Source organism: Vreelandella sp. DA03-1M (assembly GCF_055725665.1).
The window spans coordinates 2,647,861-2,671,898 of record NZ_CM146798.1 but is presented as its reverse complement, the minus strand read 5'-3'; the positions used below and the strand labels follow the sequence as shown (position 1 = coordinate 2,671,898).

Annotated in this window: 25 protein-coding genes; 17 read left to right on the top strand and 8 right to left on the bottom strand. The window is 50.9% G+C overall.

Annotated features, from left to right (window positions below):
* The first annotated feature begins 284 nt into the window (after positions 1-284).
* The 8 genes from ACXUPB_RS12495 to sthA all read left to right on the top strand — a co-directional run bounded on the left by ACXUPB_RS12495 (position 285) and on the right by sthA (position 8,218).
* Entirely contained in the window at positions 285-1,634 is a 1,350-nt protein-coding gene (locus ACXUPB_RS12495; protein WP_179915913.1) for a Na(+)-translocating NADH-quinone reductase subunit A, read from the top strand.
* Positions 1,634-2,860 (top strand): NADH:ubiquinone reductase (Na(+)-transporting) subunit B, encoded by a 1,227-nt coding sequence (locus ACXUPB_RS12490; protein WP_179915914.1) that lies wholly within the window; start codon positions 1,634-1,636, stop codon positions 2,858-2,860. Before ACXUPB_RS12495 ends, ACXUPB_RS12490 begins: the two co-directional genes overlap by 1 nt.
* Positions 2,860-3,681, top strand: coding sequence for a Na(+)-translocating NADH-quinone reductase subunit C (locus ACXUPB_RS12485; protein ID WP_472952685.1), 822 nt, complete (start codon positions 2,860-2,862; stop codon positions 3,679-3,681). Before ACXUPB_RS12490 ends, ACXUPB_RS12485 begins: the two co-directional genes overlap by 1 nt.
* A gap of 2 nt (positions 3,682-3,683) precedes the next feature.
* Positions 3,684-4,352, top strand: a complete 669-nt coding sequence (locus ACXUPB_RS12480; protein WP_472952683.1) for an NADH:ubiquinone reductase (Na(+)-transporting) subunit D — start codon at positions 3,684-3,686, stop codon at positions 4,350-4,352.
* 1 nt (position 4,353) lies between these two features.
* Complete coding sequence (nqrE, locus tag ACXUPB_RS12475; RefSeq protein ID WP_008956590.1) at positions 4,354-4,971, top strand: NADH:ubiquinone reductase (Na(+)-transporting) subunit E; 618 nt, start codon at positions 4,354-4,356, stop codon at positions 4,969-4,971.
* Positions 4,972-5,042: 71 nt separating this feature from the next.
* On the top strand, positions 5,043-6,275 hold the full coding sequence (gene nqrF, locus ACXUPB_RS12470; protein WP_035557287.1) for an NADH:ubiquinone reductase (Na(+)-transporting) subunit F: 1,233 nt from the start codon (positions 5,043-5,045) through the stop codon (positions 6,273-6,275).
* 233 nt (positions 6,276-6,508) lie between these two features.
* The gene (gene nqrM, locus ACXUPB_RS12465) at positions 6,509-6,763 is read left to right on the top strand and encodes a (Na+)-NQR maturation NqrM (RefSeq protein WP_179915915.1); all 255 of its coding nucleotides are present in this window, start codon (positions 6,509-6,511) and stop codon (positions 6,761-6,763) included.
* Positions 6,764-6,826: 63 nt separating this feature from the next.
* Positions 6,827-8,218, top strand: a complete 1,392-nt coding sequence (sthA, locus tag ACXUPB_RS12460; protein WP_472952680.1) for a Si-specific NAD(P)(+) transhydrogenase — start codon at positions 6,827-6,829, stop codon at positions 8,216-8,218.
* Between the two features lie 36 nt (positions 8,219-8,254).
* Here the strand turns inward: sthA and ACXUPB_RS12455 are convergent, their stop codons facing one another.
* The 6 genes from ACXUPB_RS12455 to leuS all read right to left on the bottom strand — a co-directional run bounded on the left by ACXUPB_RS12455 (position 8,255) and on the right by leuS (position 15,369).
* Positions 8,255-9,454, bottom strand: a complete 1,200-nt coding sequence (locus ACXUPB_RS12455) for a GGDEF domain-containing protein (protein WP_472952678.1) — start codon at positions 9,452-9,454, stop codon at positions 8,255-8,257.
* A 290-nt stretch (positions 9,455-9,744) separates the two neighbouring features.
* Complete coding sequence (locus ACXUPB_RS12450; protein WP_472952675.1) at positions 9,745-10,638, bottom strand: PA2778 family cysteine peptidase; 894 nt, start codon at positions 10,636-10,638, stop codon at positions 9,745-9,747.
* A gap of 100 nt (positions 10,639-10,738) precedes the next feature.
* Positions 10,739-11,143, bottom strand: coding sequence for a PA2779 family protein (locus ACXUPB_RS12445; RefSeq protein WP_035557295.1), 405 nt, complete (start codon positions 11,141-11,143; stop codon positions 10,739-10,741).
* Positions 11,144-11,228: 85 nt separating this feature from the next.
* Positions 11,229-12,296 (bottom strand): DNA polymerase III subunit delta, encoded by a 1,068-nt coding sequence (gene holA / locus ACXUPB_RS12440; RefSeq protein ID WP_472952671.1) that lies wholly within the window; start codon positions 12,294-12,296, stop codon positions 11,229-11,231.
* Positions 12,293-12,787 (bottom strand): LPS-assembly lipoprotein LptE, encoded by a 495-nt coding sequence (locus ACXUPB_RS12435; protein ID WP_179915917.1) that lies wholly within the window; start codon positions 12,785-12,787, stop codon positions 12,293-12,295. Before ACXUPB_RS12435 ends, holA begins: the two co-directional genes overlap by 4 nt.
* The gene (gene leuS, locus ACXUPB_RS12430; RefSeq protein WP_472952668.1) at positions 12,784-15,369 is read right to left on the bottom strand and encodes a leucine--tRNA ligase; all 2,586 of its coding nucleotides are present in this window, start codon (positions 15,367-15,369) and stop codon (positions 12,784-12,786) included. The genes ACXUPB_RS12435 and leuS overlap by 4 nt, the downstream gene beginning before the upstream one ends.
* 161 nt (positions 15,370-15,530) lie before the next feature.
* Here leuS and ACXUPB_RS12425 point away from each other — a divergent pair, with 161 nt between their 5' ends.
* Positions 15,531-16,052 carry a zinc ribbon-containing protein gene (locus tag ACXUPB_RS12425; protein ID WP_472952666.1) on the top strand — a complete coding sequence of 174 codons (522 nt, stop codon included), beginning with the start codon at positions 15,531-15,533 and terminating at the stop codon, positions 16,050-16,052.
* Between the two features lie 4 nt (positions 16,053-16,056).
* On the opposite strand, the gene ACXUPB_RS12420 is transcribed toward ACXUPB_RS12425, so the two are convergent.
* Complete coding sequence (locus tag ACXUPB_RS12420) at positions 16,057-17,370, bottom strand: hypothetical protein (RefSeq protein WP_472952664.1); 1,314 nt, start codon at positions 17,368-17,370, stop codon at positions 16,057-16,059.
* A gap of 444 nt (positions 17,371-17,814) precedes the next feature.
* The gene (locus tag ACXUPB_RS12415; RefSeq protein WP_335596277.1) at positions 17,815-18,216 is read right to left on the bottom strand and encodes a phage integrase N-terminal SAM-like domain-containing protein; all 402 of its coding nucleotides are present in this window, start codon (positions 18,214-18,216) and stop codon (positions 17,815-17,817) included.
* A gap of 246 nt (positions 18,217-18,462) precedes the next feature.
* On the opposite strand from ACXUPB_RS12415, the gene ACXUPB_RS12410 reads away from it, so the two are divergent.
* From ACXUPB_RS12410 to ACXUPB_RS12375, 8 genes are all read left to right on the top strand, one after another.
* On the top strand, positions 18,463-18,990 hold the full coding sequence (locus ACXUPB_RS12410; RefSeq protein WP_472952662.1) for a hypothetical protein: 528 nt from the start codon (positions 18,463-18,465) through the stop codon (positions 18,988-18,990).
* 6 nt (positions 18,991-18,996) lie between these two features.
* Positions 18,997-19,944 carry a hypothetical protein gene (locus tag ACXUPB_RS12405; protein ID WP_472952660.1) on the top strand — a complete coding sequence of 316 codons (948 nt, stop codon included), beginning with the start codon at positions 18,997-18,999 and terminating at the stop codon, positions 19,942-19,944.
* A 150-nt stretch (positions 19,945-20,094) separates the two neighbouring features.
* Positions 20,095-20,319: an HTH-like domain-containing protein gene (locus tag ACXUPB_RS12400; protein WP_472952658.1), complete on the top strand. Its 225-nt coding sequence runs from the start codon at positions 20,095-20,097 to the stop codon at positions 20,317-20,319.
* Between the two features lie 102 nt (positions 20,320-20,421).
* Entirely contained in the window at positions 20,422-20,700 is a 279-nt protein-coding gene (locus ACXUPB_RS12395; protein ID WP_472952656.1) for a hypothetical protein, read from the top strand.
* A gap of 64 nt (positions 20,701-20,764) precedes the next feature.
* Complete coding sequence (locus ACXUPB_RS12390; protein WP_472952654.1) at positions 20,765-21,715, top strand: endonuclease domain-containing protein; 951 nt, start codon at positions 20,765-20,767, stop codon at positions 21,713-21,715.
* Between the two features lie 108 nt (positions 21,716-21,823).
* Positions 21,824-22,300 (top strand): hypothetical protein, encoded by a 477-nt coding sequence (locus ACXUPB_RS12385; RefSeq protein WP_472952653.1) that lies wholly within the window; start codon positions 21,824-21,826, stop codon positions 22,298-22,300.
* A gap of 146 nt (positions 22,301-22,446) precedes the next feature.
* On the top strand, positions 22,447-23,460 hold the full coding sequence (locus ACXUPB_RS12380; protein ID WP_472952651.1) for a transposase: 1,014 nt from the start codon (positions 22,447-22,449) through the stop codon (positions 23,458-23,460).
* Entirely contained in the window at positions 23,453-24,025 is a 573-nt protein-coding gene (locus tag ACXUPB_RS12375) for a transposase (RefSeq protein WP_472952650.1), read from the top strand. Before ACXUPB_RS12380 ends, ACXUPB_RS12375 begins: the two co-directional genes overlap by 8 nt.
* Positions 24,026-24,038: the final 13 nt, after the last annotated feature.

Sequence of the window (24,038 nt, the reverse complement as noted above, 5' to 3'; positions counted from 1 at the left end):
CGCGGGGCTATCAGGCGAAATAATGATGCAGCGCCACCTTCGGGTGGCGTTTTTTTGTCGCTATGTCTTCTTTCAGCCAATGTATATAGCACTTTTGGAGATCATCAGGGATGTGGTCATTGGACGCGCTTATCTTTATAATACGATGGATTTTTCGGGGTGGTTCAAGTGCTGCTTGGGCCGGACTGGTAACAATCTGAGCAGAAAACAACAATTCGCTGAGCAGAAAATAAGCATTCGAACCCCATACCTTCGTATATCCGATCCAACAACTGGGCGAGACTATGATCGAAGTCAAAAAAGGCCTGGATCTCCCCATCGCGGGAGCGCCCGAGCAGCGTATTGAAGATGCGCGGCCTGTGCGCCACGTGGCAATCCTGGGTACCGACTACGTTGGCATGAAGCCGACGATGGAAGTCCAGGAAGGGGATAAGGTCAAACTAGGCCAATTGCTCTTCACCGACAAGAAAATTGATGGTGTGCGCTATACAGCGCCCGCTGCCGGTGAAGTGCTTGCAATAAACCGTGGCGAAAAACGTCGTTTACTATCTGTTGTGATCAAAGTCGACGAGACTGAGGAAGCGGTTGAATTCGCTGCTCATGACCGTAATGCCTTAACGCAGCTTGAACGCCAGGTCGTTGTTGACCAACTGGTGGAGTCGGGACTCTGGACGGCGCTACGCACGCGTCCTTTCTCGCGCACACCGGCAATCGATAGCACCCCGGCCGATATTTTTGTAACAGCCGTAGATACCCATCCTTTAAGCCCTGACCCTGCACTGATCATTAATGAGCAGCCGCAAGCATTTGAAGATGGCCTCAAGGTGTTAGCGCGCCTGACCGAGGGCAACGTCTTTCTTTGTACAGGGGAAAATGCCTCAATTCCTGGCGGTGAGGTGGAAGGTGTCAAAACCGAAAGCTTTACCGGGCCGCACCCAGCCGGACTAGTGGGCACTCATATTCATTACCTTTCTCCCGTCGCCCTGCATAAACAGGTGTGGCACATCGGCTATCAGGACGTTATCGCGTTCGGTAAGTTCTTTGTCGAAGGGAAGTTGGATATGAGCCGCGTGGTTGCCATTGGTGGCCCGCGTGCTGAAAACCCTCGTTTGGTACGTACCCGCATCGGCGCTAGCACGGATGAACTCCTGACAGAAGAAGTCATCAAACCTGATGACACCCGTGTTATTTCTGGTTCTGTATTTTCTGGCTTTACCGCGGAAGGCAAACTTACCTATCTGGGACGCTTTAGCAATCAAATTAGTCTGATTGAAGAAGGTAATAAGCGCATCTTACTTGGGTGGCTATCACTGGGCGTAGATCGACATTCTGTCCTGGGGATCTATCTTTCCAGAATTAAAGGCTTGCGTAACTACGCACCCACCACATCAACCAATGGTTCAGAGCGCGCGATGGTGCCCGTTGGCTCATATGAAACGGTGATGCCGCTGGATATTATGCCAACTCAGTTACTGCGTTCGCTGATCGTGGGCGACATTGAGGTTGCCATGCAGCTTGGGTGTTTGGAGCTGGACGAAGAGGATCTGGCGCTGTGTACGTACGTTTGCCCCGGCAAATACGAATATGGCCCCATCCTGCGTGACAATCTCACCATGATCGAGAAAGAGGCCTGATGATGGGTATTCAACAAACACTCCAAAATATCGAGCCGCATTTCCACAAAGGCGGAAAGTACGAAAAGTTCTATCCGCTCTTTGAAGCGGTAGATACCATTTTTTACTCACCGCCAAGCGTTGCTAAAACCACCGCCCACGTGCGTGACGGTATCGACCTGAAGCGCATCATGATCACCGTGTGGCTGTGTACCTTCCCAGCAATGTTCTTTGGTATGTGGAACGCAGGCTGGCAAGCAAACACGGCTATCGATGCAGGCTACGCATCAATGGGTGGCTGGCGCGAAGCGATTATGATGACATTGGCGTCAGGTCATGATGCCAGCAGCTTATGGGCTAACTTTGTCCTCGGCGCGACTTACTTCTTGCCAATCTACTTAGTCACCTTTGTGGTGGGTGGTTTCTGGGAAGTGTTGTTTGCCATCAAGCGTGGTCACGAAGTTAACGAAGGGTTCTTCGTTACCTCAGTGCTATTCGCATTGATACTGCCCGCGACCATTCCGTTGTGGCAAGTTGCGCTGGGTATCACCTTTGGTGTGGTAATCGGTAAAGAGATCTTCGGTGGTACGGGTAAGAACTTCTTGAACCCCGCGCTGACTGGCCGTGCATTTCTTTATTTTGCCTACCCCGCGCAGATTTCCGGTGACGCTGTATGGGTTGCCGCTGACGGTTACACCGGTGCTACTGCGCTATCACTGGCGTTCCAAGAGGGTATGACCGCGTTAACGGATACTTTCAGCTGGTGGGACGCCTTCATTGGCTTCATCCCCGGTTCTGTGGGTGAGGTATCGACGCTGGCGATCTTTATTGGTGCTGCAGTGCTGCTGTGGACGCGGATTGCCTCGTGGCGAATCATGCTTGGCGTATTTTTGGGCATGGTGGCGACCAGCACGCTCTTTAATTTCATCGGCTCCGACTCCAATGCGATGTTTGCCATGCCGTGGTACTGGCACCTGGTAATCGGTGGTTTTGCTTTCGGTATGGTGTTCATGGCTACTGACCCGGTGTCAGCATCGATGACCAACCAAGGCCGTTTGATATTTGGTGCGCTGATTGGTGTGATGACCGTATTGATTCGCGTTGTGAACCCGGCTTTCCCGGAAGGCATCATGTTGGCTATCTTATTTGCTAACCTGTTTGCACCGCTGATTGACCATTTCTTCGTCCAGGCCAACATCAAGCGTCGCGTTAAGCGAACCGGCGTACCGGCCGAGGAGACTGCCTAATGGCACAAGGTAACAACTCCATCAAAAAAGTCCTGATTGTGGCGTTTGCACTCTGTATCGTGTGCTCCGTCATTGTCTCGACAGCGGCGGTCGCGTTGCGTCCCATGCAGCAGCTTAATCAGGAACTCGACCGTAAAACCAATATCTTAAACGTTGCCAAGCTTTACGAGCCAGGTATGGACGTTGAAGAGGTGTTTAGCGAAGAGATCACCGCTCGGGTCGTTGACCTGGATACCGGTGAGTATTCTGATGAGTTTGATCCTGATACCTACGATAGCTTTGAAGCTGCCCGTGATCCTGCGTCGGGTCGCACGCTATCCGGTGACCAGGACATCGCAGGTCTATCGCGGGTCGAAAACTACGCCACCGTATACTTGATTGGTGGCGAAGATGATCCGGAACAGATCGTACTCCCCATTCGTGGTCAAGGCCTGTGGGGCTTAATGCGCGGCTTCCTGGCGGTAGAGGGTGATGGCAATACGATTGTCAGTATCACCTACTATGAGCACAGTGAAACGCCAGGCCTGGGTGCTGAAGTAAACAATCCTCGCTGGCAGGCTCAGTGGGAAGGTAAGAAAATTTACGATGAAGAGGGCGACCTCTCACCGGAAATTCACCTGACCAAGGGCGGTGCTAGCGACGAATACGAAGTAGACGCACTATCTGGTGCTACGCTAACCAGTAACGGCGTGACTAACATGCTGCAGTTCTGGTTAAGCGAAGAAGCTTTCGGTCCCTATTTGGCTAAATTCCGCAGCGGTACTGAGCCGGAAGACACCGAAGAGACCGATACCGACTTCGAAGACGTTGAGGGGGCCTGATCATGGCAGACGTAAATGCAAAAGGTGTTTTAACAGCGCCGATTTTCCATAACAACCCTATTGCGCTGCAGATCCTGGGGATTTGTTCGGCACTAGCGGTAACGACCAGCATGAGTGTGTCGCTGGTGATGGCATTGGCGGTTATTTTTGTAACGTCGTTTTCTAACCTGTTCGTATCGTTGATTAGGAATCATATTCCTTCCTCGATTCGTATCATCGTGCAGATGACCATTATTGCCTCGCTGGTAATCGTGGTAGATCAGATTTTGAAAGCGTATGCCTATGAGATGTCTAAGCAGCTTTCCGTATTCGTTGGCTTGATCATTACTAACTGTATCGTCATGGGACGTGCAGAAGGATTTGCGATGTCCAACACGCCGGGCATGTCATTTTTAGACGGTATTGGCAACGGCCTTGGGTATGGTTTCGTACTTATGGTGGTTGGCTTCTTCCGTGAGCTACTCGGTTCAGGCAGCATTTTTGGGATCACTATCCTTCAGACCGTTCAAAACGGTGGTTGGTACGTTCCTAATGGCTTGCTGTTATTGCCGCCTTCAGCGTTCTTTATTATTGGTCTACTAATCTGGGTGATGCGTTCCGTTAACCCGGAACAGGTAGAAGATAATGAGTTCAAAATGAAGGAAAACACCAAGCCCAAGGAGGCCGTGTAACATGGAACATTATCTGAGTCTTTTTGTTGCTTCGGTGTTTGTTGAAAACATGGCACTGGCGTTCTTCCTGGGGATGTGTACTTTCTTGGCAGTGTCCAAAAAAGTCTCCTCAGCGATTGGCCTGGGTATCGCGGTAATCGTTGTATTAACCGTAACGGTGCCGGTTAACAACTTAGTATTCACCTACTTGCTACAAGAAGGTGCGCTAACGTGGACTGGTATCAGTGGTGCTGAAAACATTGATCTCTCCTTCCTTGGGTTGCTCTCCTACATCGGTGTCATTGCGGCGTTGGTACAAATCATGGAAATGTTCCTTGATAAGTACGTGCCGTCGCTCTACAACGCGCTGGGGGTATTCCTGCCGCTGATTACCGTTAACTGCGCCATCCTGGGTGGCGTACTGTTCATGGTAGAGCGTAGCTATAACTTTGGTGAGGCCGTGGTCTATGGCTTCGGTGCAGGCACCGGCTGGGCGTTGGCCATTGCCGCCCTGGCGGGTATCCGTGAAAGGCTGAAGTACAGCGATGTGCCGAGTGGCCTTCAAGGGCTGGGCATTACTTTCATCACCGTGGGGCTAATGTCGTTGGGCTTTATGTCCTTCTCGGGCATTCAGCTTTAATCGGAGCCGGTTTTTCCCAGCGGTGGCAAACACCGCTGGGTAATAGAAACCTCCAGCAATAGGAAACCGACATGGTTGATACAACAGTCATCTTGCTCGGTGTTGTCATGTTCACGGTCATCGTTATTAGCTTGACGGCGATCATTCTGGCAGCGCGCAGCAAGCTTGTGAGTAGCGGGGACGTGACCATTGAGGTCAACGGCGACCCCGAACACACTTTGAAAACCCAGGCCGGTGGCAAGCTGCTTAATACACTTGCTGCTAACGGTATTTTCCTCTCTTCCGCCTGTGGTGGCGGTGGTTCTTGTGCCCAGTGTAAGTGCCGTGTAGAAGAGGGCGGTGGCTCTATTCTGCCGACTGAAGAGTCGCACTTCACTATGCGTGAGAAGAAAGAGGGCTGGCGCCTCTCTTGTCAGGTACCTGTGAAGCAGGACATGAAAGTCGAAGTGCCTGAAGAAGTGTTTGGGGTGAAGAAGTGGGAATGTGAAGTTATTGCCAATCCCAACGTTGCTACCTTTATCAAAGAGCTGAATCTGAAACTGCCTGAAGGCGAAGAAGTTGCCTTCCGCGCCGGTGGCTACGTCCAGCTCGTTGCTCCCCCTTATGATGTCAAATTCTCTGATTTTGATATTGAAGAGGAGTACCGGGGTGACTGGGAAAAATTTGACATGTTCAAAATTTCCCACAAGAACAACGAGGAAGTGATTCGCGCCTACTCCATGGCGAACTACCCGGATGAGAAGGGTATCCTCAAGTTCAACATCCGTATCGCCACACCGCCTCCCGGCACTAATCATCCGCCCGGCCTGATGTCGACCTATGTCTTCAATCTTAAAGAAGGCGACAAGGTGACAGTGATGGGGCCGTTCGGTGAGTTCTTTGCTCGCGATACTGACGCCGAAATGATCTTTATCGGTGGTGGTGCGGGTATGGCGCCAATGCGTAGTCATATCTTTGATCAGCTGAAGCGCTTGAAGTCTGAACGCAAGATCACCTTCTGGTACGGTGCGCGCTCCTGGCGTGAAACCTTCTACAACGAAGAGTACGATCAGTTAGCCGAAGAGTTCCCGAACTTTGAGTGGCACTTGGCGCTTTCTGATCCACAGCCGGAAGATAACTGGGAAGGGCCGACAGGCTTTATCCATAACGTGCTGTACGAAAACTATTTGAAGGATCACCCAGCGCCTGAAGATTGCGAGTACTACATGTGTGGACCGCCGATGATGAACGCCTCAGTTATCAAGCTGCTGCTTGATATGGGCGTTGAGCCGGAAAATATCCTGTTGGATGATTTCGGTGGCTAAACTGTCTGCCTAGAGCTGATAGTTGCTGTAAGCGGGGCTGGCCTTTTGGCTGGCCCCGTTTGTTTATAAACCCTTGTGAAAGGAATGACTTATCACCGCGCTGATAAGAGAGGCTTTGCTAAGGTATAATCACTTTAACGATGGATGACCGTGAGGCACTTATCACGACGACTGTTGTCGTCAGGTAAGGCTAATAATTTAAAAGCAAGGCAATGTAATGCTGGGAGGTTGATATGACGATTTGGCTACTGGTATTCGGTTTTATGGCGCTGATTATGGGTGCGATGGCCGTTGGCGTCATTATGGGCCGCAAACCGATCGCTGGTTCATGCGGTGGTTTGAATCAAATCGGTATGAAGGATGGCTGCGATATCTGCGGCGGCAAAGATGAGGTGTGTGAAGAAGAGAACCGCAAGCGCGGTGGCGCGCGCCGCCGGAGCGACGAGAGTCGTGGTGCCGATTTGGGCTATGACGCTACACGTCGCTAGCAAAACTGCGCTGTATGCAACGGGACGATGATTGATCAAATATAGCAAGGAGACGCAGAGAGCATGGCGGTTCATAATTACGATGTCGTGGTGATCGGTACGGGCCCTGCGGGTGAAAGTGCTGCCATCAACGCTGCAAAGCATGGCAAGCGAGTGGCGATTATTGAGAAGCAGGCGCAGGTAGGTGGTAACTGTACTCACTGGGGTACTATTCCCTCCAAAGCGTTGCGCCATCAGGTCAAACAGATCATGGCGTTCAACACTAACCGTATGTTCCGCGATATCGGTGAGCCGCGCTGGTTTTCTTTCCCGAAAGTGATGGAGCGCTCAAGAGGCACCATCGACAAGCAGGTCGAGATGCGCACTACGTTTTATGCGCGTAATCGTATCGACCTGTTTCATGGCGTCGCTCGTTTTAAGGATGAGCACACGCTGGTGGTTCGTGACCGCCAGGAAGGCATGGAAGAGTTGGTGGCCAAGAAAATTGTCATTGCCACCGGTTCGCGTCCCTATCGCCCGGCGAATATTAATTTCCGCCATCCGCGTATTTACTGCTCCGACACCATTTTAAGCCTTTCGCATACGCCACGCACACTAGTGATTTTCGGGGCAGGGGTCATTGGCTGTGAATACGCGTCGATTTTTTCGGGATTAGGCGTCAAGGTTGATCTCATCAATAACCGAGACAGCCTGCTATCGTTTTTGGATGATGAAATCAGCGATGCGCTCTCCTATCACCTGCGTAAGCACGGTGTATTGGTCCGCCATAATGAAGAGTATGAGAGTGTTGAGGGCGATGAATCGGGCGTCATAGTGCGCCTCAAGTCAGGCAAGAAAATCCGCGCGGATGCTTTTTTATGGGCCAACGGACGTACGGGTAATACCGATAGCCTTGGGCTTGAGAACATTGGCTTGAATGCCAATGGCCGGGGCCAGCTCAGTGTTGATGAGCACTACCGTACCGAGGTGCCCCATATTTATGCAGCAGGCGATGTTATCGGTTGGCCAAGTTTGGCGAGTGCCGCCTACGATCAAGGCCTTAATTCATGCAACGAGCTGCTCGATAAAGAGTATCGCTTTGTCAGTGATGTACCCACCGGGATTTATACCATCCCTGAAATTAGCTCGTTTGGCCCGAATGAGCGTGAGTTAACCGAAGCAAAAATACCCTACGAAGTAGGCAAAGCTTTTTTCAAAGATACTGCCCGAGCACAGATCACCGGTGATACCGTGGGGATGCTTAAAATACTTTTCCACCAGGACACCCTGGAAATACTCGGGATTCACTGTTTTGGTGATCAGGCATCTGAGATTCTGCATATCGGCCAAGCGATTATGCAACAGAAGGGCGACGCCAATACGCTAAAGTATTTCGTTAATACTACTTTCAATTATCCCACCATGGCAGAAGCGTATCGGGTGGCCGCTCAAAATGGCTTGAATCGTGTTTTTTAACCTCCGCTTTCATTCCTCTAGTTTAGTCATACGCTGTTAGCTGATGAGAGAATGGATATAGTTTTTTGCTTTTTCAGCGTTTTCTGAAGCCTTGACGATGGGTGGTAACAAGCTTTCAACACGGTTGCGACCCAGCGACTTGGCTTGGTAGAGCGCTTTATCAGCAAATGAATACAGCTGCTCAAACGTAAGTGAGCCTTCATAACCCGTCGTTACGCCAATGCTAATGGTCGGGTGGGCATGTAAATTTAGGTCACCTAGCTCGCTAACTTCAATTTCTCGGCGCAGCCGATCAGCCACCTGTAGTGCATCATGGGTGGATGTGTTGGGCATTAACAAACAAAATTCTTCGCCACCAATTCTCGCTAATGTATCGGAGGGGCGACTTAGTTGACGCAGTTTTTTGCTGACCTGGCGTAGCACCTCATCGCCAGTAGGATGTCCATAGGTGTCGTTTATTTGCTTGAAGTGATCCAGATCTAACAACAGCAGGCTAAGCGGCGTTTTATCACGCTGCGCTTGAGTCAGCACTGCGAAGGCTACATTGACCAAATGGCGCCGGTTATACAGCCCAGTTAATTCATCGGTGAGCATTAACTGATGCATTACGTTGCGTTGTCGGTGTAGATGGATAACCGCCATGCAAAGCGTAATTGCCGCGCCGATTATGACTACCAGTAGTACATTGATAGCAATTGAGAGCCGCTGCATCACCAGGCTTTGTTGCGAGGACATTGTGTAGACTTCTTCCAAGAGTTTGTCATAAAGCCATGCCAGGGAGCCGCCGACTTTCATTGCACCACGCTGCAACGGTTCAATAAGCTCTGGATGCTGATGGACTTCACGGGCCTTCTGGTTCAGGTCAGAAAGACGGTTATCAAGCTCGCTAAAATGATTAATAAGGTAGTTAACGTTAGAAGCGAGAAAGCGATCACGCTCAATATTGGTCTGTATACTATTTAAATGCTGCTTGGAAGTTGAAATAAAGTGATCAATGTATTCAATATGTTTGTTGTTAGGCTGACGACTACTTCTCTCTTCCAACGCTTCTCGTAATTGAGGTGTCGCTTGCTGGGCCAGCATAATATCACTCACCAGTTTGGTGTAGTTGGCACTGGCTTTTTGACAAGCGCTGTATACATAGCTACCCATGATTGCCGACAAGGTGAAGAGGAGGACGGCGAAAAGGAATGCCAAACATCCGCGAGGCTGGCGCAAATGATGAAGAATCGTCATGACGCAATCAACGAGCTGTTAGTGATGACGTCCCTCTTTGCAAAATGCCGCAAATGAGCCAGCTCGTACGGCACATATGCACAACCATTAACAGAGCACTTACGTTGCAAAGGACAGTTCTGCATGGCACCTCTCCCGTCAATGGTTAGGTAGTCCAATGAACAACTTGAAGGCTTATCCTTATGTAACTTAAGCACTCATTCGCAAGGTATGCTATCCAACAACTTTACTAATCGCAGGATCATACTTGTGCTCGTTATTATTAGTAAATTTTATAGGGTCTTTGATATTTATTGTGTATTCATGCTTTCTATGGCTAAGCGGGCTTTTTCCTGCCAGCTACCATTCAGCGAGGCGGCCTGTTCCAACGCTTTTCGAGCAGCGACGGGTTCTTCTTGCTGAAGCAGTAAAAGGCCTAGATTTAGCCAGGCAGCACCCATTTTTTCATCAAGCTTCGTTGCTCGTTCAAAGGCGTTTCGAGCTTTCTCTGGTTGTTGGTCAGCGTACAGCGCGTTGCCTAGCGCAAATTGTCCGATAGCATTGGTAGGGTGGTGCTCGTTAAACGTTTGCCAGCTTGATAATGCAGCCTGGGGGCCGTTCGTTTCTTCGTAGGCACTAATGGCTTCAAGTGCGTTACGGGCGGTTATACCCGCAGGTAGCGTGCCGGGCTCGGCAACGACAAATCCCCAGCGTTCAGTGCGCGCCCAGGTGGCGTCGAAACGGCTAAACGACATCGTATGGCGTTCAATTTCGCCACTGCGCAGAATAAGCGTTTCACTAGGCAGGTCGTAGCCAATGGCCACCGCGTAGTGCCACATCGGGTAGATAGGGAGCGATAAATTTTGCATCACCACCACCGGGTCGCCTGCTGCCAAATGGCCTAACAGCGCATCCAGGGTGCCTCGAATGGGATAAGCGAGTTGATCATAACGTCGCACAGTCGCCAGCATTTCTGGTTGTACGCTGCCATCGCGTTCGGGCAAGAACACCTGGGGGATTAGCTGCTCAACGTCTGTTTCGACATCCTGATGGTTGAGCACCATCGCCAGGGTGGCAGGGCCGCACTGAAACTCCGTTTGGGCGTAAAACGGTACGCTGGTGATTTCTGCATGGGGAGGTAGCGCTTGGTAGGTACTCTGTAGCAGTACCGGGTTTCGTGCGCAGCCGCTCAGCAGTAGCAGCATAATAAAAACGCCCGCGAAGCGGGCGTTAGAAAGCATGCTATTCAAAAACGTGTCATTCAAAGACATGCTATTCAAAAACTTAGTGGTCATGAGCTGCCTATCAACGCGTAAACGGATAAACGTCGGTCAGGCCGAGGATATCGGTAATCAACAGAATGATAAAGACGGCAAAGAGGGCACCGATAACGCCACCACCGGCACCGGCAGGCATCATCTCGAGCTGGTCAGCCATTTGCTTTACTTCAGAATCGCTTAAGGCAGCAACGCGGGCATCTACTTCGTCCAGGTCAACACCCTGTTTTAGCAGTTGATCCTGCACATCGGCGCGGGCCAGGATCTCGTTAATGCGCTCACGGTCAGCGCCAGCATGATCAGCTGACAAAACAGATTGGGTAGAGACTAAATCAATGGATTGAGGTTCAGTAGGAGCCGCTGCAACGGGCAGGCTGGTAATAACAAGCGCCGCAATTAGCAGGGTGGAGAGGTATGCACGCAATGTTTTCATCGTCTTCTTCCTTATAGACTAGTCGGGGGGTGTGGAATGAGTATAGAAACAAATGGTTTGATTTTTAAGCTTAATATGCAAAGTGCTAATTATTTGCACTAATGCGATAGGTCCAGGCGGATTCAGAAAGTAGCCCACGACCACCGGCTATAGTCATTGCCAGATCATGTAGGCCTGGCCACAGCGGTACTGTTGCAGCACCTTTAACGGCTAAATCGAGCCGCTGGGCCATTAACAGTAATTTATGCAGGCGCTTCATTGGCAAGCGGCCAATCGCTTTTTGGTAGGCCGGACGACGCTTATCAAAAATCATCGGCTTCTGGCTTTTACAGGCATGTTCAAAGCTTTGGCCTTGATCCAGATGCTGGTGTAGCGAGAGGAGAATGCGCAGCTCCCGGGTAAGTGCCCAAAGCACGATGGGGGCCTCGACCCCTTCACTACGCAATCCATTGACGATACGCGATGCGCGGCTAGGTTCGCCTTTTAGGCAGGCATCGGCCAAATTGAAAACATCAAAGCGTGTGCTGTCTTCAACGCCTTGGGCAATGCTCTCGACGTTCAAGCGCGTGCCCTGCGGGTGAATCAGCGCGAGTTTCTGTAGCTCCTGGTCAGCGGCCAGCAGGTTACCCTCGGTGCGCTCACCCAGCAGGCGAGCTGCATCCAGGTCAATTTGTAAGCCGTGGAGTGACGCGCGATCCCGCAGCCAGTAACCCAACCGGGAAACATCGACAGGCCAGACCGGCACGAATAAACCTTGCTTATCCAGCGTTTTGAACCAGGCACTTTTCTGCTGCTTGGCGTCTAATTTGCCCATACTGATAAGCAAGATATCATCGCTGTTATCCAGTGTTTCAGCGTACTGCGCTAGCGCTTTGCTACCTTCTTGTCCTAGTTTGTGGTTGCCCAAGCGCAGTTCCATTAGCTTGCTGGTCGCAAACAATGAGAGGTTGCTGGACATTTCCATCAATCGACCCCACGCAAAGTTGGGTTCTACATCGAGTACTTCGCGCTCTTCAACACCCGCCTGGCGAGCTGCGGCTCTTACCGCATCGCAGGCGTCGCGATGCTGTAAGGGTTCATCACCGGCTACGATCACCACGCGGGGAAGCTTTTTTGCCAACGCAGCGGGGAGCTGATCAGCAAATACCTTCACTGCATGCCCTCAACGTAAGTAAGGCGCTCGATGATCCGTTGAGACAGCTGGCGCGCAAGCGTTTGTTCAGCTTCCATCATTAGCGTTTCGCGGTTGAGCAGGTCGTCATCGCTGACTCGAATGCGGGTATCCGTCGATAGCGTTTCATTGTTGATGTGATAGGCATTAGACGCTCGCTCCTGTACCGAGAGGCGAATGCTGAGCGTTAGCTCGTGTTCGCGGCTTGCCCGGCCATCGCCACCCAAGCGACGTTCGGTTAATGCAGGCGTGCCAAGGGTAACCCGCCAGGGTGCATCAGAGGCAACCTGGGTGCCTAGCTGTTGAAGGCGTGAGGCGACCTGCTGAGCGACGGCACTATTGGTGTCGCCCTCTAAGGCCAGGGTTGGCAGGGTAGGCAGCGATGCTTGGCCACGTAGATGAAACCCACAGCCGCTGAGCAACACCGCCGCCGAGGCGGCGATGCTGGCGGTTAGAAATGTACGTCTCTTCATCCGCTCACCACGATGTTGACCAATTTGCCGGGTACCACGATCACTTTACGCACGGTGTTACCTTCAAGATAGCGCTGCACGTTTTCGTGTTCCATGGCGAGTTTTTCGATAGATGCCTTATCGGCGCTTGCGGGCACGTCAAGGCGTGCGCGCAGTTTACCGTTGACTTGCACCACCAGCTCAATGCTATCGCGGGTTAGGGCCGTTTCATCCACGGCAGGCCAAGTCGCTTCAATGGCCGGGCCTGTATGGCCGAGTGCTTCCCACAGGCTGTGGCACATGTGCGGGGTAATCGGCGAAAGCAGCAATACACCGGCTTCCAGCGCTTCACGGCTAACCGCTAAACCAAGTTCAGAGGTGTCGTCGAACTTGCCGATCGCGTTGGAAAGCTCCATGACCGCTGCGATCGCCGTATTGAAGGTAGTGCGGCGACCAATGTCGTCGCTGGCCTTCTTGATGGTCTCGTGGGTTTTACGCCGCAGGGCCTTCTGGTCATCGTTGAGCGTGTCAATGTTGAGCGGCCCTGGCGCACCAGCCGCCAAGTGCTCATTGACTTGACGCCACAAGCGCTTCAAGAAACGGTGGGCGCCCTCTACGCCTGAATCTGACCACTCCAACGACTGCTCGGGCGGTGCCGCAAACATCATAAACAGGCGCACGGTATCGGCACCGAACTTGTCGATCATCGACTGCGGATCAACGCCGTTGTTTTTCGATTTGGACATCTTCTCGATGCCGCCCATTTCTACCGGCTCGCCGTCGCTCATCAAAATAGCGCTGAGCGGGCGGCCTTTCTCGTCGCGCTTCACTTCCACATCGGCGGGGTTAAACCACTGCTTGCCGCCGTTATCGGTAGGGCGATAGAAGGTTTCCGCGATCACCATGCCTTGGGTCAGCAGCTGCTGGAACGGCTCATCGGAATCGACCAAGCCGAAATCGCGCATCAGTTTGTGGAAGAAGCGGGCATACAGCAGGTGCAGAATAGCGTGCTCAATACCACCGATATAGAGATCGACCGGCAGCCAGTAATTGGCGCGCTCGTCCAGCATGGCTTCAGTGTTATCGGCACAGCAGAAGCGCGCGTAGTACCAGGACGACTCCATAAAAGTGTCGAAGGTGTCGGTTTCGCGCGTCCAGCCATCGCCCAGATCAGAGAACGCAGGCATTTTCTTCAGCGGAGAGCCAGAGGCATCAACGGTGACTTCCATCGGCAGTGAGACCGGTAGTTCGTCATCGGTCAGTGGTACGGTTTGACCTTCCGGACCGTATTTAACCGGAATCGGCGCGCCCCAGTAGCGCTGACGGGCAACGCCCCAATCGCGCAGGCGGTAGTTGGTTTTGACTTCACCACGGCCAAGTTCGGCCAATTTAGCGGCGATGGCATCAAAGGCCTGTTCAAAGCCCAGCCCATCAAACTCACCCGAATTTACTACCGTGCCGTATTCGGCATAAGCTGCTTCCGAAACATCGGCGGGTTGGCCGCTTTCGTCGGCGATAACCGGTTTGATGGCGATGCCGTACTTGGTGGCAAACTCCCAGTCGCGCTGGTCGTGGCCGGGCACCGCCATGACCGCGCCGGTGCCAAATTCCATCAACACGAAATTAGCCACATAAACCGGCACTTCATCGCCGGTCAGCGGGTGAACCGCCCTATGGCCAGTGAGCATGCCTTTTTTCTCTTTGGTGGCCATTTCGGCTTCAGAGGTGCCGCCTTTGGCACACTCATCGCAGAAGGCTGCCAGCTCGCTGTTCTGCTCAGCCGCCTGCTTGGCCAGCGGGTGGCCTGCGGCAACCGCGACATAGGTCGCGCCTAACAGCGTATCCGGGCGCGTGGTGTACACCGCCAGCGGATCGCAGTCACTGCCGTCTTTCGATTTGATATCAAAAGTGAGCTCAACGCCACGGGATTTGCCAATCCAGTTGCGCTGCATGGTTTTGACCTGCTCGGGCCACTCCACCTTATCCAGGTCCGCCAGCAGTTCATCGGCGTAATCGGTAATCTTCAAGAACCACAGCGGGATCTCTTTGCGCTCAACCAGCGCGCCGGAGCGCCAGCCGCGGCCGTCGATCACCTGCTCATTAGCGAGGACGGTTTGATCCACCGGGTCCCAATTGACCGTCGACATCTTCTTATACACCAAGCCTTTTTCGACCAGCTTGGTGAAGAACCACTGCTCCCAGCGGTAGTAGCTGGTATCGCAGGTGGCGAATTCACGGCTCCAGTCGTAAGCAAAGCCCAGTGCCTTCAACTGATTGCGCATGTAATCGATGTTTTGGTAAGTCCACTTGGCAGGCGGCACCTGATTCTGAATGGCGGCGTTTTCCGCGGGCATGCCAAACGCATCCCAGCCCATGGGCTGCATGACATTTTTGCCCTGCATACGCTGGTAACGCGACACCACGTCGCCGATAGTATAGTTACGCACATGGCCCATATGCAGCTTGCCGCTGGGATAGGGGAACATGGAGAGGCAGTAGTACTTCTCGCGGTTCGCGTCCTCTACGGCTTTAAAGCACTGATGTTTGTCCCAGTACTGCTGGGCGTCGCGTTCGATATCACGAGGGCTGTAGTGTGCGTCCATCGGTTTATTAATGCCTTGGCGTATTCGCCCAAAAGGGGCGCAAAGTGAATGTGAGATGACATCTGTCAGATAAGTGAGGTCGATTGTATCCTATGCGGGTGTATCCTTGAACGGTAAGCCGATGATAGGAAACCGCATGTGTCGACAAAAGGAGAGGCACCATGAGTGAACAACAGAATGATAATCGCCTACGCGAAGGCTACGAACGCTTGCTAGAGCGGATGCAGGGGGGCGCTAACGAGCTAACCTGGGAAAACTTACAGAAGGATCTGGACGACGCGGTCGAGTTTGAATCGGAGCTTGAAGAGTACACCAAAGACGAGCTAGCGCTGCTGCGCGCCTGGGTAGAGCGCGATCTTAAAGATATGCGCTACTTTATGGCGGATACCGGCAAGCAGGTAGCCAGTTGGCTGGGCATCGATATTGACGGGCTTTCCCGCCGCGTGGCGGAGTCGCTGCTTTCGATTGCCGACCGCAGCGTGGTCGACCGCGAACGCTTTGAGGAAGACCTGGAAGCCGCCCGCGCCGACTACTGCGAAGGCGAAATGGCCGCGCCGGGTTTAATGGCCTGCACCCACTGCGATGCACAGGTAATGCTACCCACCGTTGCACGCCTGGAACCTTGCCATCAGTGTGGCCATCGTTACTTCTACCGGTTCCCCAATAAAATCATTGAAACCTGATTCCCTAGGCCACCAGTAAACTGACGCCTGCGATCGCCCCCAGCGAAAGCAGGCTCATCACCGCCGCATACAGCAGGTTATTTTTCATCATGCGATAACCGCTTACCCCGTAACGCCCCTGCAGGGAAAGATTGATGCCGGAAAGCGGCCCCACGCTGGTGCCTACCGCCCACGAGCTTAATGCCACAAACGCAAACAGCGTCTGCTCCCCGTTTTGCAGATTAAGTATCGACGCCAACACCGACACGCCAATAATCGGGTGTAGGCCCGCCAACGCGCTTAGCGTAATGGCCGCAAAACTGATCATCGCCTGGGTTGTGCCAAAGCGAGTGAACAGCGTCCAGTCGCTGCCCGCGGCAGCCGTGACCAGCGTTGAAAGGCCAATCGTCAAAAGACCCGCCGCTAAAAACAGCGAAATTTCTCCACGCATGGCGGGTAAGCGCGTGGTGGTGTGTTGACGAATTCGCCGTAGGGTAAAGCGTGGCCCGTGGTGCAAGTTGCTCAGTACGGCAACGCTAGGCAGTAGAAAGGTGATAATGCTGACAATAGTCAGGGCAGGGGTGAGCACAAAGTGAAATAGCATCACCAACGCCGCCATGCCCACCGGCATCAACAAGCTACGGGGCGCCAGTGAGTAGCCATCCACCTCGCTAAGATCAAACCGACGCCGCAACTCCAGCGTGGTTAACAGCCCCGAGAGCATCGCTATAGGAAAGCCCACTATAGCGATTTGTGCATACTCAACCTCGGGCACTAGCGCGATCACCACACCCATCGAAGCAAAAAACGGTGACCAGAGTGCGGCGCTGGAGAGCCCCCGGTTAAGCGCCAACAGCTGCGGTGTCGTCAACGGCCCCCGCCGGGCCAGCTTATCGCCCACCATAAACACGGTAGACAGATTTAAAATCGTACCCAGGAAGTGCACCCCCAGCCAGGTACGCAGCACGCCACCCGCCCCGGTCACTCGACTTCCCGTCGCGCCCTTGTTGCCTTGCTTACCAATCAGCGAGATAAAGCTAACGCCCACCAGCATCGCCGCTACAAACGAATTGCCCTGCAGCATGGCGGGCCAATCCACTTCGGCACTATACGCAAACCGCGCCACCAGCAGCATGCCCGCGCCCAGCGCAATCAATACGCCCGCCTGAATGCGCGAGCGCTTTGGAATATCCCGCCAAAGCAGCACAACCGCCGCCCACAGCAAATAGCTCACCGCATGCGCAGTGCTCAACCCGCCAGTAAACCCAATAATTTGCGCGATCAAACCAAGCAGAATCAGCACGCCCGCCAAGCGCTGCCGAGGAATCGTCTCTTGCATGCCAAACCCTTAATAGTGAATTAGCAGGCTAATCGGATTTGCGGAGGAAGGCCAGCAGCAACAGCGTCTCAGCCCTCAACATTGTGGGAGGGAGCTTCAGCGCGCGAAGATTAAGCCGCAATGCTGGCGGTGATGCTGAAATGTAAGAAAGCAACCTTGTCGCGCGTGGTAACGAATATGCGAGGAACGAGCAAATGAGGCACCCGCGGGAGCATCGCGAAACGAAGCCGAACAAAAACCAAGTAATTTTTTCAACTTAAATACAACGCACTTTCTCGCCTCGACACGTGACCTGAGGTGGGTTTGTGAATAAAGTATGATTAATTAGCCAAACACGGTCACAAACGGAGCGTTTTAACGCAGCCCAGATGCACCGGGGCGGTAGCGTGTTTTTCTTTTGACTAGCCTAAAGGGCTGCGCACACCGGCAAATTCCTTCCTCAGGTCAGGGGATGGCTATCAAATTCATAGTCCCACACACTCGATTTAACACGCGCATAACCTCTTCGTGAGAAAGCACGACAGGTAATCGACGCGGGCGTTTAGCTCGTGAAAAGGTACCAATATCACCTAATGGCATATCAAGGATATGGCGATACAGAAATACTAAAGCATTAAGCGCTTGGTTTTGTGTAGCTGCAGCCACATATCGCTCTACGGCAAGGTGCTCCAGAAAAGCCTGCACTTCAGAAGGGCCCATACTGGCAGGGTGACGCACCCCATGATAACGAATGAAGTAACGTATCCAGTAACAGTATGTTGTTTCAGTACGTGGGCTATAGCGCTTTACCCGCATAACAGCTTTCACACGATCCATTAGTTTAGGAGGCCTGCTTTGCATATCCATTTGGTTTCTATCTCCTGATGGTGGATATGTATACAGTATTATTGGGATTTGCAAATGCGCAAGAATGCGAATTCTGCAAATAGAGCCTAATTAATATTAATTTAATTTAAAATCATGTGGTTATGCACGAAAAGGTAGACTACATTTACTAAGTAAACATGCTGGCGGGTTCATCCAATCATAGGACGCGCCGTCTAATACCTGTTACACGCCATCTGAAGCAACTAGCTATCACGGAGAAAAAATATGAATAGATTGTCCTTTATTTTTATTGCAATTTCATTTTTGACAATATCTGGCTGTGCCAGCAATCAATATTCAGTAACTTATAATTCCGATCCTGAAGGAGCTCAGTTATATTGTGGTGGTGTTGCGAAAGGATATACACCTGTAACTCTGTACTACACGCTTGATGAAGACACAAAACAACGAGGGTACTTGAACACTGTACCATGTAGCGTTAAATGGGTTAGTGGTGCGAGCGCAGAGGCTGGTAGGCAGTTTAGCCTTTCACAGTTCCCTAATGGCGTTATTAATACGGTGCCAAGACCAAACGTTAGTGGTTACTCTCAGGACGCAGAATTTGCTTTAAAAGTGAAAAACATGCAGGCAAACCAGCGTGCAGCTAATGCTGCAGCTCAGGAGAACTCAAGCAGTTCTACTTACCAGCAAAATAATACTGTTCAATGCAAGAGAATGGGAGAGTTTTTAAATTTCGAGATAAAGACTTTTCAAGGCATGATTTGCCCGCTAGGCTGGCTAAAGGTCTATTGATTGCAAATGAATGAAATTAGTCAAGGAAGTTGGGTTAATTTTGATCCCAAATTAAAAGAACTCATAGATCTTAAGTCGAAAGCTGAGTGCGAAGACTTGGCATTACTGTATTCATCAACTTACATTCGTCAACTAAATGACCATATAAATGAAATCAGTACGCTTTCAAAGAAAGAAATAGAAACTAAAATTGACTATCTGGCTGGTTGTTTAACGATTACCCTTGATATGCCCATGCAGGATTTAGAGCTATTAAGAGTTAGAGTTTGTGAAGATAAAAAATTTACTAACGTTAGTGATTTATCATACATCAAACGTACCACTGATACATTTCCTGAGGTTGGTAGATTGAATCAAACAGGGCATGCACTTTTCTATGCCTCTATTGCTGTGAAAAAAGATGATACAGCATTGCGAGTAGTTCTATCCGAAGCTAATGCGAAAAAACTCGATCATCTCAATGTGCTCCGATCTCGCCAGAAATCTGGAAAAGACTTATATTTGAGGATTATTGGCATTTGGGACTATGTGAAACGCGATGAACGTCCTTATTACATTGCCAAAGAGGTCTTTGAATATTATAAACAGGTGAGAGCATATATGGTCAAAATGTTTACACCTAAATTGCTTTCAGCTTACGAATTAACAGACCGTTTTTTTGCCGATATTTTAGCTAGAAAAGGGTCTGAGAGTTTATATCAAGTCACTTCCGCTCTTAGTCCTGTCTTTTTGGATGGCAAAAGTGACGGGGTGCTTTACTCATCGGTTCAAGCTAGTCGGGAACCAGTAGTCGCTTTAACTTCCGCAGCAGTTGATTCAAAAATAGAGCATCAATTTGCTTGTGATGTGGTGGTTGAAGAATGTTATGGGTATGAGTTCTTCAAATATGTAACCAAGGATAAATCTGCCAGTATCGTCTCACAAACAGGCGAAATTGATTGGGCTAAAGTATAAGATTAGCCATTGTAATGGTGTCTGCGCGTGTAACAAGTCAAAGCACTCGGACTTGGCAAAGCTGTCACCTTTTTTGTTCCAAAAAAAGCTGCCAGCTTCACCAAGCCGGTGTTTGAGGCGTTATATGGCTATATCCCATAGGTAATAAATATGAATCTAAACCAACTAGCTCAAGCCCTAAACAAAATGTATTTCGGTGCAAAAGACAAAGAGACGGCCGCAATGATTCACCTATTCGGCATTAAGTACGCTGAAGAAATTAAGGCCTGTGGTGAGTCATCAAAATCCATTGCTAAAGCTGCCGGCATTCCTGAGTCGTATGGCACGGAAATCCGTAAGGGTGTAAATCTAGCGAAGCATGTACGTGTACTTTAGCCATATAACAATTCGCTCAAGCCAGGGACGCCCAGCTTTGCTGGCCGCCCCTTAGCTCAGGCGTTATGTGGCGAGATTAATTCCAAATTGAGGAGTGGTTAGATGGCAAAGATTCGAAAAATAATGAGCCATCCAGATGGATCGTCTGGGTTTCCATGGTTTGAGATACGGGACGATAAGATTTATCCAACGATGTCTCATCCAAATGGTTCGAGTGGTTTTCCTTGGTACCAAATCAAAGGGGACAAGATCTATCCTGCAATGAGTCATCCTGATGGTTCCTCTGGCTTTCCGCACTATCAGATAAAAGGAAATAGGATTTATTGCAACTCAAGCCACCCAGAAGGAAGCTCCGGTTTCCCGTGGTATGAAATTGTCTGATACACATAACCAGCCCATGCACGCGACAAGCGCGTGATGGGAGGGTTAGGCCTTCGGGGAAAAGATGAAATATCCAGGAAAACCTGAGTCACCTCCAAGTTGGTACAGAGATCGAGGCCAATCTTACATCGAGAAAGAGTTCAGTAAGGAGCTCGGTGACTTAGCAGATGCTATTGAAAATGAACATTGGTTTGGTGACCCCGAAAAACACAGTAGGTATCGGGTTGATTTTCTTCTAAAAGATGCGCGTTTGATTATCGAGTTAGATGGTCACGCCTACCATTCAACAAGAGAGCAGCTGGAGAAGGACGCTATTCGCCAGCGATACTTGTCCCGGGCGGGATATACTGTGATTAGATTTACCGGAAGGGAGATCAATCGAAACCCCGCAGAGTGCGTGTCTGAAGTTCGGCAAATCTATAAAGAAAGAATCCAGCGATCGCCAGCAAAATATCGAGTTATGTATATAGACTACCCCTTCATCTGCAAGGAGACCGCAAGGGCAATTGGTTTTTTCAAAAAACTTCATCCTGATAGAATTTTTGCTGATGTGGCGTTAGAAGATTTTATTTCTCATGCAATTCAGTGGCTCCATGAGAAATCTTTCATTGCTGTTTTTGTCTTTCATCCTGAGGATGATGGTCATGAGATCGCTCATTTGGATGGATATGTTAAAGAATACGATAATGGTGAGGTTCGTATAAATACTATTTCGGAAGAGTGGTACAGCCTCGAACTTGGTAATCATATGGTTGCTTTTTCTCACTTGTTTGATGAGTTCTTCCTGGTGGCAGATGATCCTGTGTATCGTGAGCCTATGAGAGCCGTACTACCAAAAGAGTTTGCGCCTAGAAGTTTTGGGTCATTTGAAAGCGAATATTTGGCCAATGGTAAGCTATTAAGAAAGGGCAATGAGGAAACTGCTTTTGCAGGTACAGATTTGGCTCGGGTACTGTGGCAAAACATTTGGTATATTATTGGTGCATCGCGAGGACTGGAACTTCATGAGATGTAAGCCTAACAAGCGCAGGCACCGCGATGGCTTTTTCATTGCGGCTACGCCTCCATTCCAAAACCGCGCATGCTGCGGGCGTTAGGCAGCCGACCATTAAGAGGAGGTAACATGCCCAGAAAGTCACCATATTGGATCGGCAAGCGTCCATCAGATAGCAAACGTTGGGCAGGTATGACCTCTGCGACCATACTGGAAGGGAAAGAAGAAATAGAAGCCGTCTACAGACTTTATCGTCGGTATGTAAAGAAGTGGAACGATATTGAGTTGGATACAAATCGATCTCTGGACGAGCATACACATGAGATCTGTGGCGCAAAGGTCGTTGGTGGCGGTCAGCGCCGTTTCATCTTGAGCCATCAATGCGGTGGGCAGGGCGAGTGGATACTTGAAGTTTGTTTTTCTCGGGGTTTTAAAGAGTACTACCCGGGTATGTCGTGTGGCCTCAATCCACTACGGTCTACCGACGACATTAGAAGCATAAGACTCCATTGGAATGAAGCTGGTGATCAGGCATTCCGAATATGGCTTAAGACAGAGCAGAGCCAGAATAAAGAAAGTGGTGAATCGACTGAATACAGAGCCTAACAAATGCAGGCACGGCGACGCCCTTTCCAATTGCGCCTTCGGCTCCATGCCAAGGGCGCGCGTGCTACAGGCGTTGAGCCTGTAGAAAAACCCCGCTGACGGCTAAGTTTTGGTAGGATCGAGGAAACAGACGAGGAGTGGTCAGCATGCCGCGCTTCAAGCCTTATAACCACGATCAAAATGCCATGGTGGTGATCAACTACCAAGATCAACTCCAACCCGGCACCTTTGAGCACGCAGTGCATTACCTGATTGAGCATAAACTCGACTTGTCAGTTTTCCATCCCAAGTATCGCAACGACGCGACAGGTTGGCTGGCCTACGATCCGGCTATCCTGCTGAAGATCACCCTGTTTGCCTACTCCAAAGGCATCACCTCCAGCCGCGAGATGCAGTGGTGCTGTGAGACCAACATCATTTTCAAAGCCCTTTCCTGCGATACCGTGCCCCACTTCACCACCCTGGCAAACTTCGTTAGTCGCCATGCTGATGAGATTGAAGCGCTATTCGAACAAGTGCTGCTGGTGTGTCACGAACAAGGCTTACTGGGCAACGAACTCTTTGCCATTGACGGCTGCAAGATCTCCTCCGATGCCTCCAAAGAGTGGTCTGGCACGTTCAAAGAATTGGACGAGAAACGTGAGAAACTGAGAGGCCTGATTCGGCATCACCTACTGGAGCACTATGCGCGTGATGAGGCGGAGACGGAAGCCGATCTGGATAGGGATATCCGACGGGCCAAGACGATTCTCTCGCTAGATGCCGCCATGAGTAAAGTGGATCGTTTCCTAAAGACGCACAGCCCAAGGATGGGCCGGGGGAAGCGAATCAAGGAAGTGAAGAGCAATCTGACCGATAACGAAAGTGCCAAAATGACGACAAGCAAGGGCACGATCCAGGGCTATAACGGCGTAGCCACGGTGGATAAAAAGCACCAGATCGTCATTGACGATCAGGCCTTCGGCGAAGGGCAGGAACATCACACCTTTCAGCCCGTACTGGAAATGGTCGAAACCCGTTTTAAGAAGCTGGGCATTGCGGAAAACATCTACCAGAAAGGCACCGTCGTGACCGCCGATACTGGCTTTGCTAATGACAAATTTATCGGGAATAAAGTTGACCAGCCGCAGACTGGCCCGAAGGGCGAGTCTCATGGATGAGACGAGTAAACCCAATATGAAGTACCTGTACGAAAAGCAGATCAACGGCTACATCCCCGATAATCAGTTCCGCAGTCGAGATCCGAAGTTCGCTAACCAGAAAGACAAATACGGCAAGCGCCATCAGAAGCTGCCGGACAAAGGCTGGCGAGAGACGGCGCCAGCCAGCGCGTTTCAGTTTGATCCAGTAGCGCTAACGTGTATCTGCCCAACCGGCGAAAAACTGACCTATCGCTGGCAACGAGAAACTGATAATGGCAAAACCCGGGTGCACTTTGAAGGACGTTTGCTGCAATGTCGGCACTGCCCAAAGAAATACCGATGCATGCAGAACCCGAGCTCTGCCGACCATCGCAACGGCGCAGGGCGGCAAGTATCTTTTATCATCGAGAACAAACGTTTACCCAATTATACCGACTGGATGAAGCACCGAGTCGATAGCCCCAAGGGCAAAGAAATTTACAGCCATCGCATGTCAGTCGTAGAGCCGGTGTTCGGCAATATTGGCACGACGAAAAGACTGAACCGCTTCAGCCTTCGGGGTAAGAAAAAGGTGCAAGGTTAGTGGCAGCTCTATT

Bases quoted from the DNA above. Each gene is read 5' to 3' on its own strand.
- ACXUPB_RS12495 (WP_179915913.1), top strand. From the start codon at position 285: ATGATCGAAGTCAAAAAAGGCCTGGATCTCCCCATCGCGGGAGCGCCC.
- ACXUPB_RS12490 (WP_179915914.1), top strand. From the start codon at position 1,634: ATGATGGGTATTCAACAAACACTCCAAAATATCGAGCCGCATTTCCAC.
- ACXUPB_RS12485 (WP_472952685.1), top strand. From the start codon at position 2,860: ATGGCACAAGGTAACAACTCCATCAAAAAAGTCCTGATTGTGGCGTTT.
- ACXUPB_RS12480 (WP_472952683.1), top strand. From the start codon at position 3,684: ATGGCAGACGTAAATGCAAAAGGTGTTTTAACAGCGCCGATTTTCCAT.
- nqrE (WP_008956590.1), top strand. From the start codon at position 4,354: ATGGAACATTATCTGAGTCTTTTTGTTGCTTCGGTGTTTGTTGAAAAC.
- nqrF (WP_035557287.1), top strand. From the start codon at position 5,043: ATGGTTGATACAACAGTCATCTTGCTCGGTGTTGTCATGTTCACGGTC.
- nqrM (WP_179915915.1), top strand. From the start codon at position 6,509: ATGACGATTTGGCTACTGGTATTCGGTTTTATGGCGCTGATTATGGGT.
- sthA (WP_472952680.1), top strand. From the start codon at position 6,827: ATGGCGGTTCATAATTACGATGTCGTGGTGATCGGTACGGGCCCTGCG.
- ACXUPB_RS12455 (WP_472952678.1), bottom strand. From the start codon at position 9,454: ATGACGATTCTTCATCATTTGCGCCAGCCTCGCGGATGTTTGGCATTC.
- ACXUPB_RS12450 (WP_472952675.1), bottom strand. From the start codon at position 10,638: ATGCTGCTACTGCTGAGCGGCTGCGCACGAAACCCGGTACTGCTACAG.
- ACXUPB_RS12445 (WP_035557295.1), bottom strand. From the start codon at position 11,143: ATGAAAACATTGCGTGCATACCTCTCCACCCTGCTAATTGCGGCGCTT.
- ACXUPB_RS12435 (WP_179915917.1), bottom strand. From the start codon at position 12,787: ATGAAGAGACGTACATTTCTAACCGCCAGCATCGCCGCCTCGGCGGCG.
- leuS (WP_472952668.1), bottom strand. From the start codon at position 15,369: ATGGACGCACACTACAGCCCTCGTGATATCGAACGCGACGCCCAGCAG.
- ACXUPB_RS12425 (WP_472952666.1), top strand. From the start codon at position 15,531: ATGAGTGAACAACAGAATGATAATCGCCTACGCGAAGGCTACGAACGC.
- ACXUPB_RS12420 (WP_472952664.1), bottom strand. From the start codon at position 17,370: ATGCAAGAGACGATTCCTCGGCAGCGCTTGGCGGGCGTGCTGATTCTG.
- ACXUPB_RS12415 (WP_335596277.1), bottom strand. From the start codon at position 18,216: ATGGATATGCAAAGCAGGCCTCCTAAACTAATGGATCGTGTGAAAGCT.
- ACXUPB_RS12410 (WP_472952662.1), top strand. From the start codon at position 18,463: ATGAATAGATTGTCCTTTATTTTTATTGCAATTTCATTTTTGACAATA.
- ACXUPB_RS12405 (WP_472952660.1), top strand. From the start codon at position 18,997: ATGAATGAAATTAGTCAAGGAAGTTGGGTTAATTTTGATCCCAAATTA.
- ACXUPB_RS12400 (WP_472952658.1), top strand. From the start codon at position 20,095: ATGAATCTAAACCAACTAGCTCAAGCCCTAAACAAAATGTATTTCGGT.
- ACXUPB_RS12395 (WP_472952656.1), top strand. From the start codon at position 20,422: ATGGCAAAGATTCGAAAAATAATGAGCCATCCAGATGGATCGTCTGGG.
- ACXUPB_RS12390 (WP_472952654.1), top strand. From the start codon at position 20,765: ATGAAATATCCAGGAAAACCTGAGTCACCTCCAAGTTGGTACAGAGAT.
- ACXUPB_RS12385 (WP_472952653.1), top strand. From the start codon at position 21,824: ATGCCCAGAAAGTCACCATATTGGATCGGCAAGCGTCCATCAGATAGC.
- ACXUPB_RS12380 (WP_472952651.1), top strand. From the start codon at position 22,447: ATGCCGCGCTTCAAGCCTTATAACCACGATCAAAATGCCATGGTGGTG.
- ACXUPB_RS12375 (WP_472952650.1), top strand. From the start codon at position 23,453: ATGGATGAGACGAGTAAACCCAATATGAAGTACCTGTACGAAAAGCAG.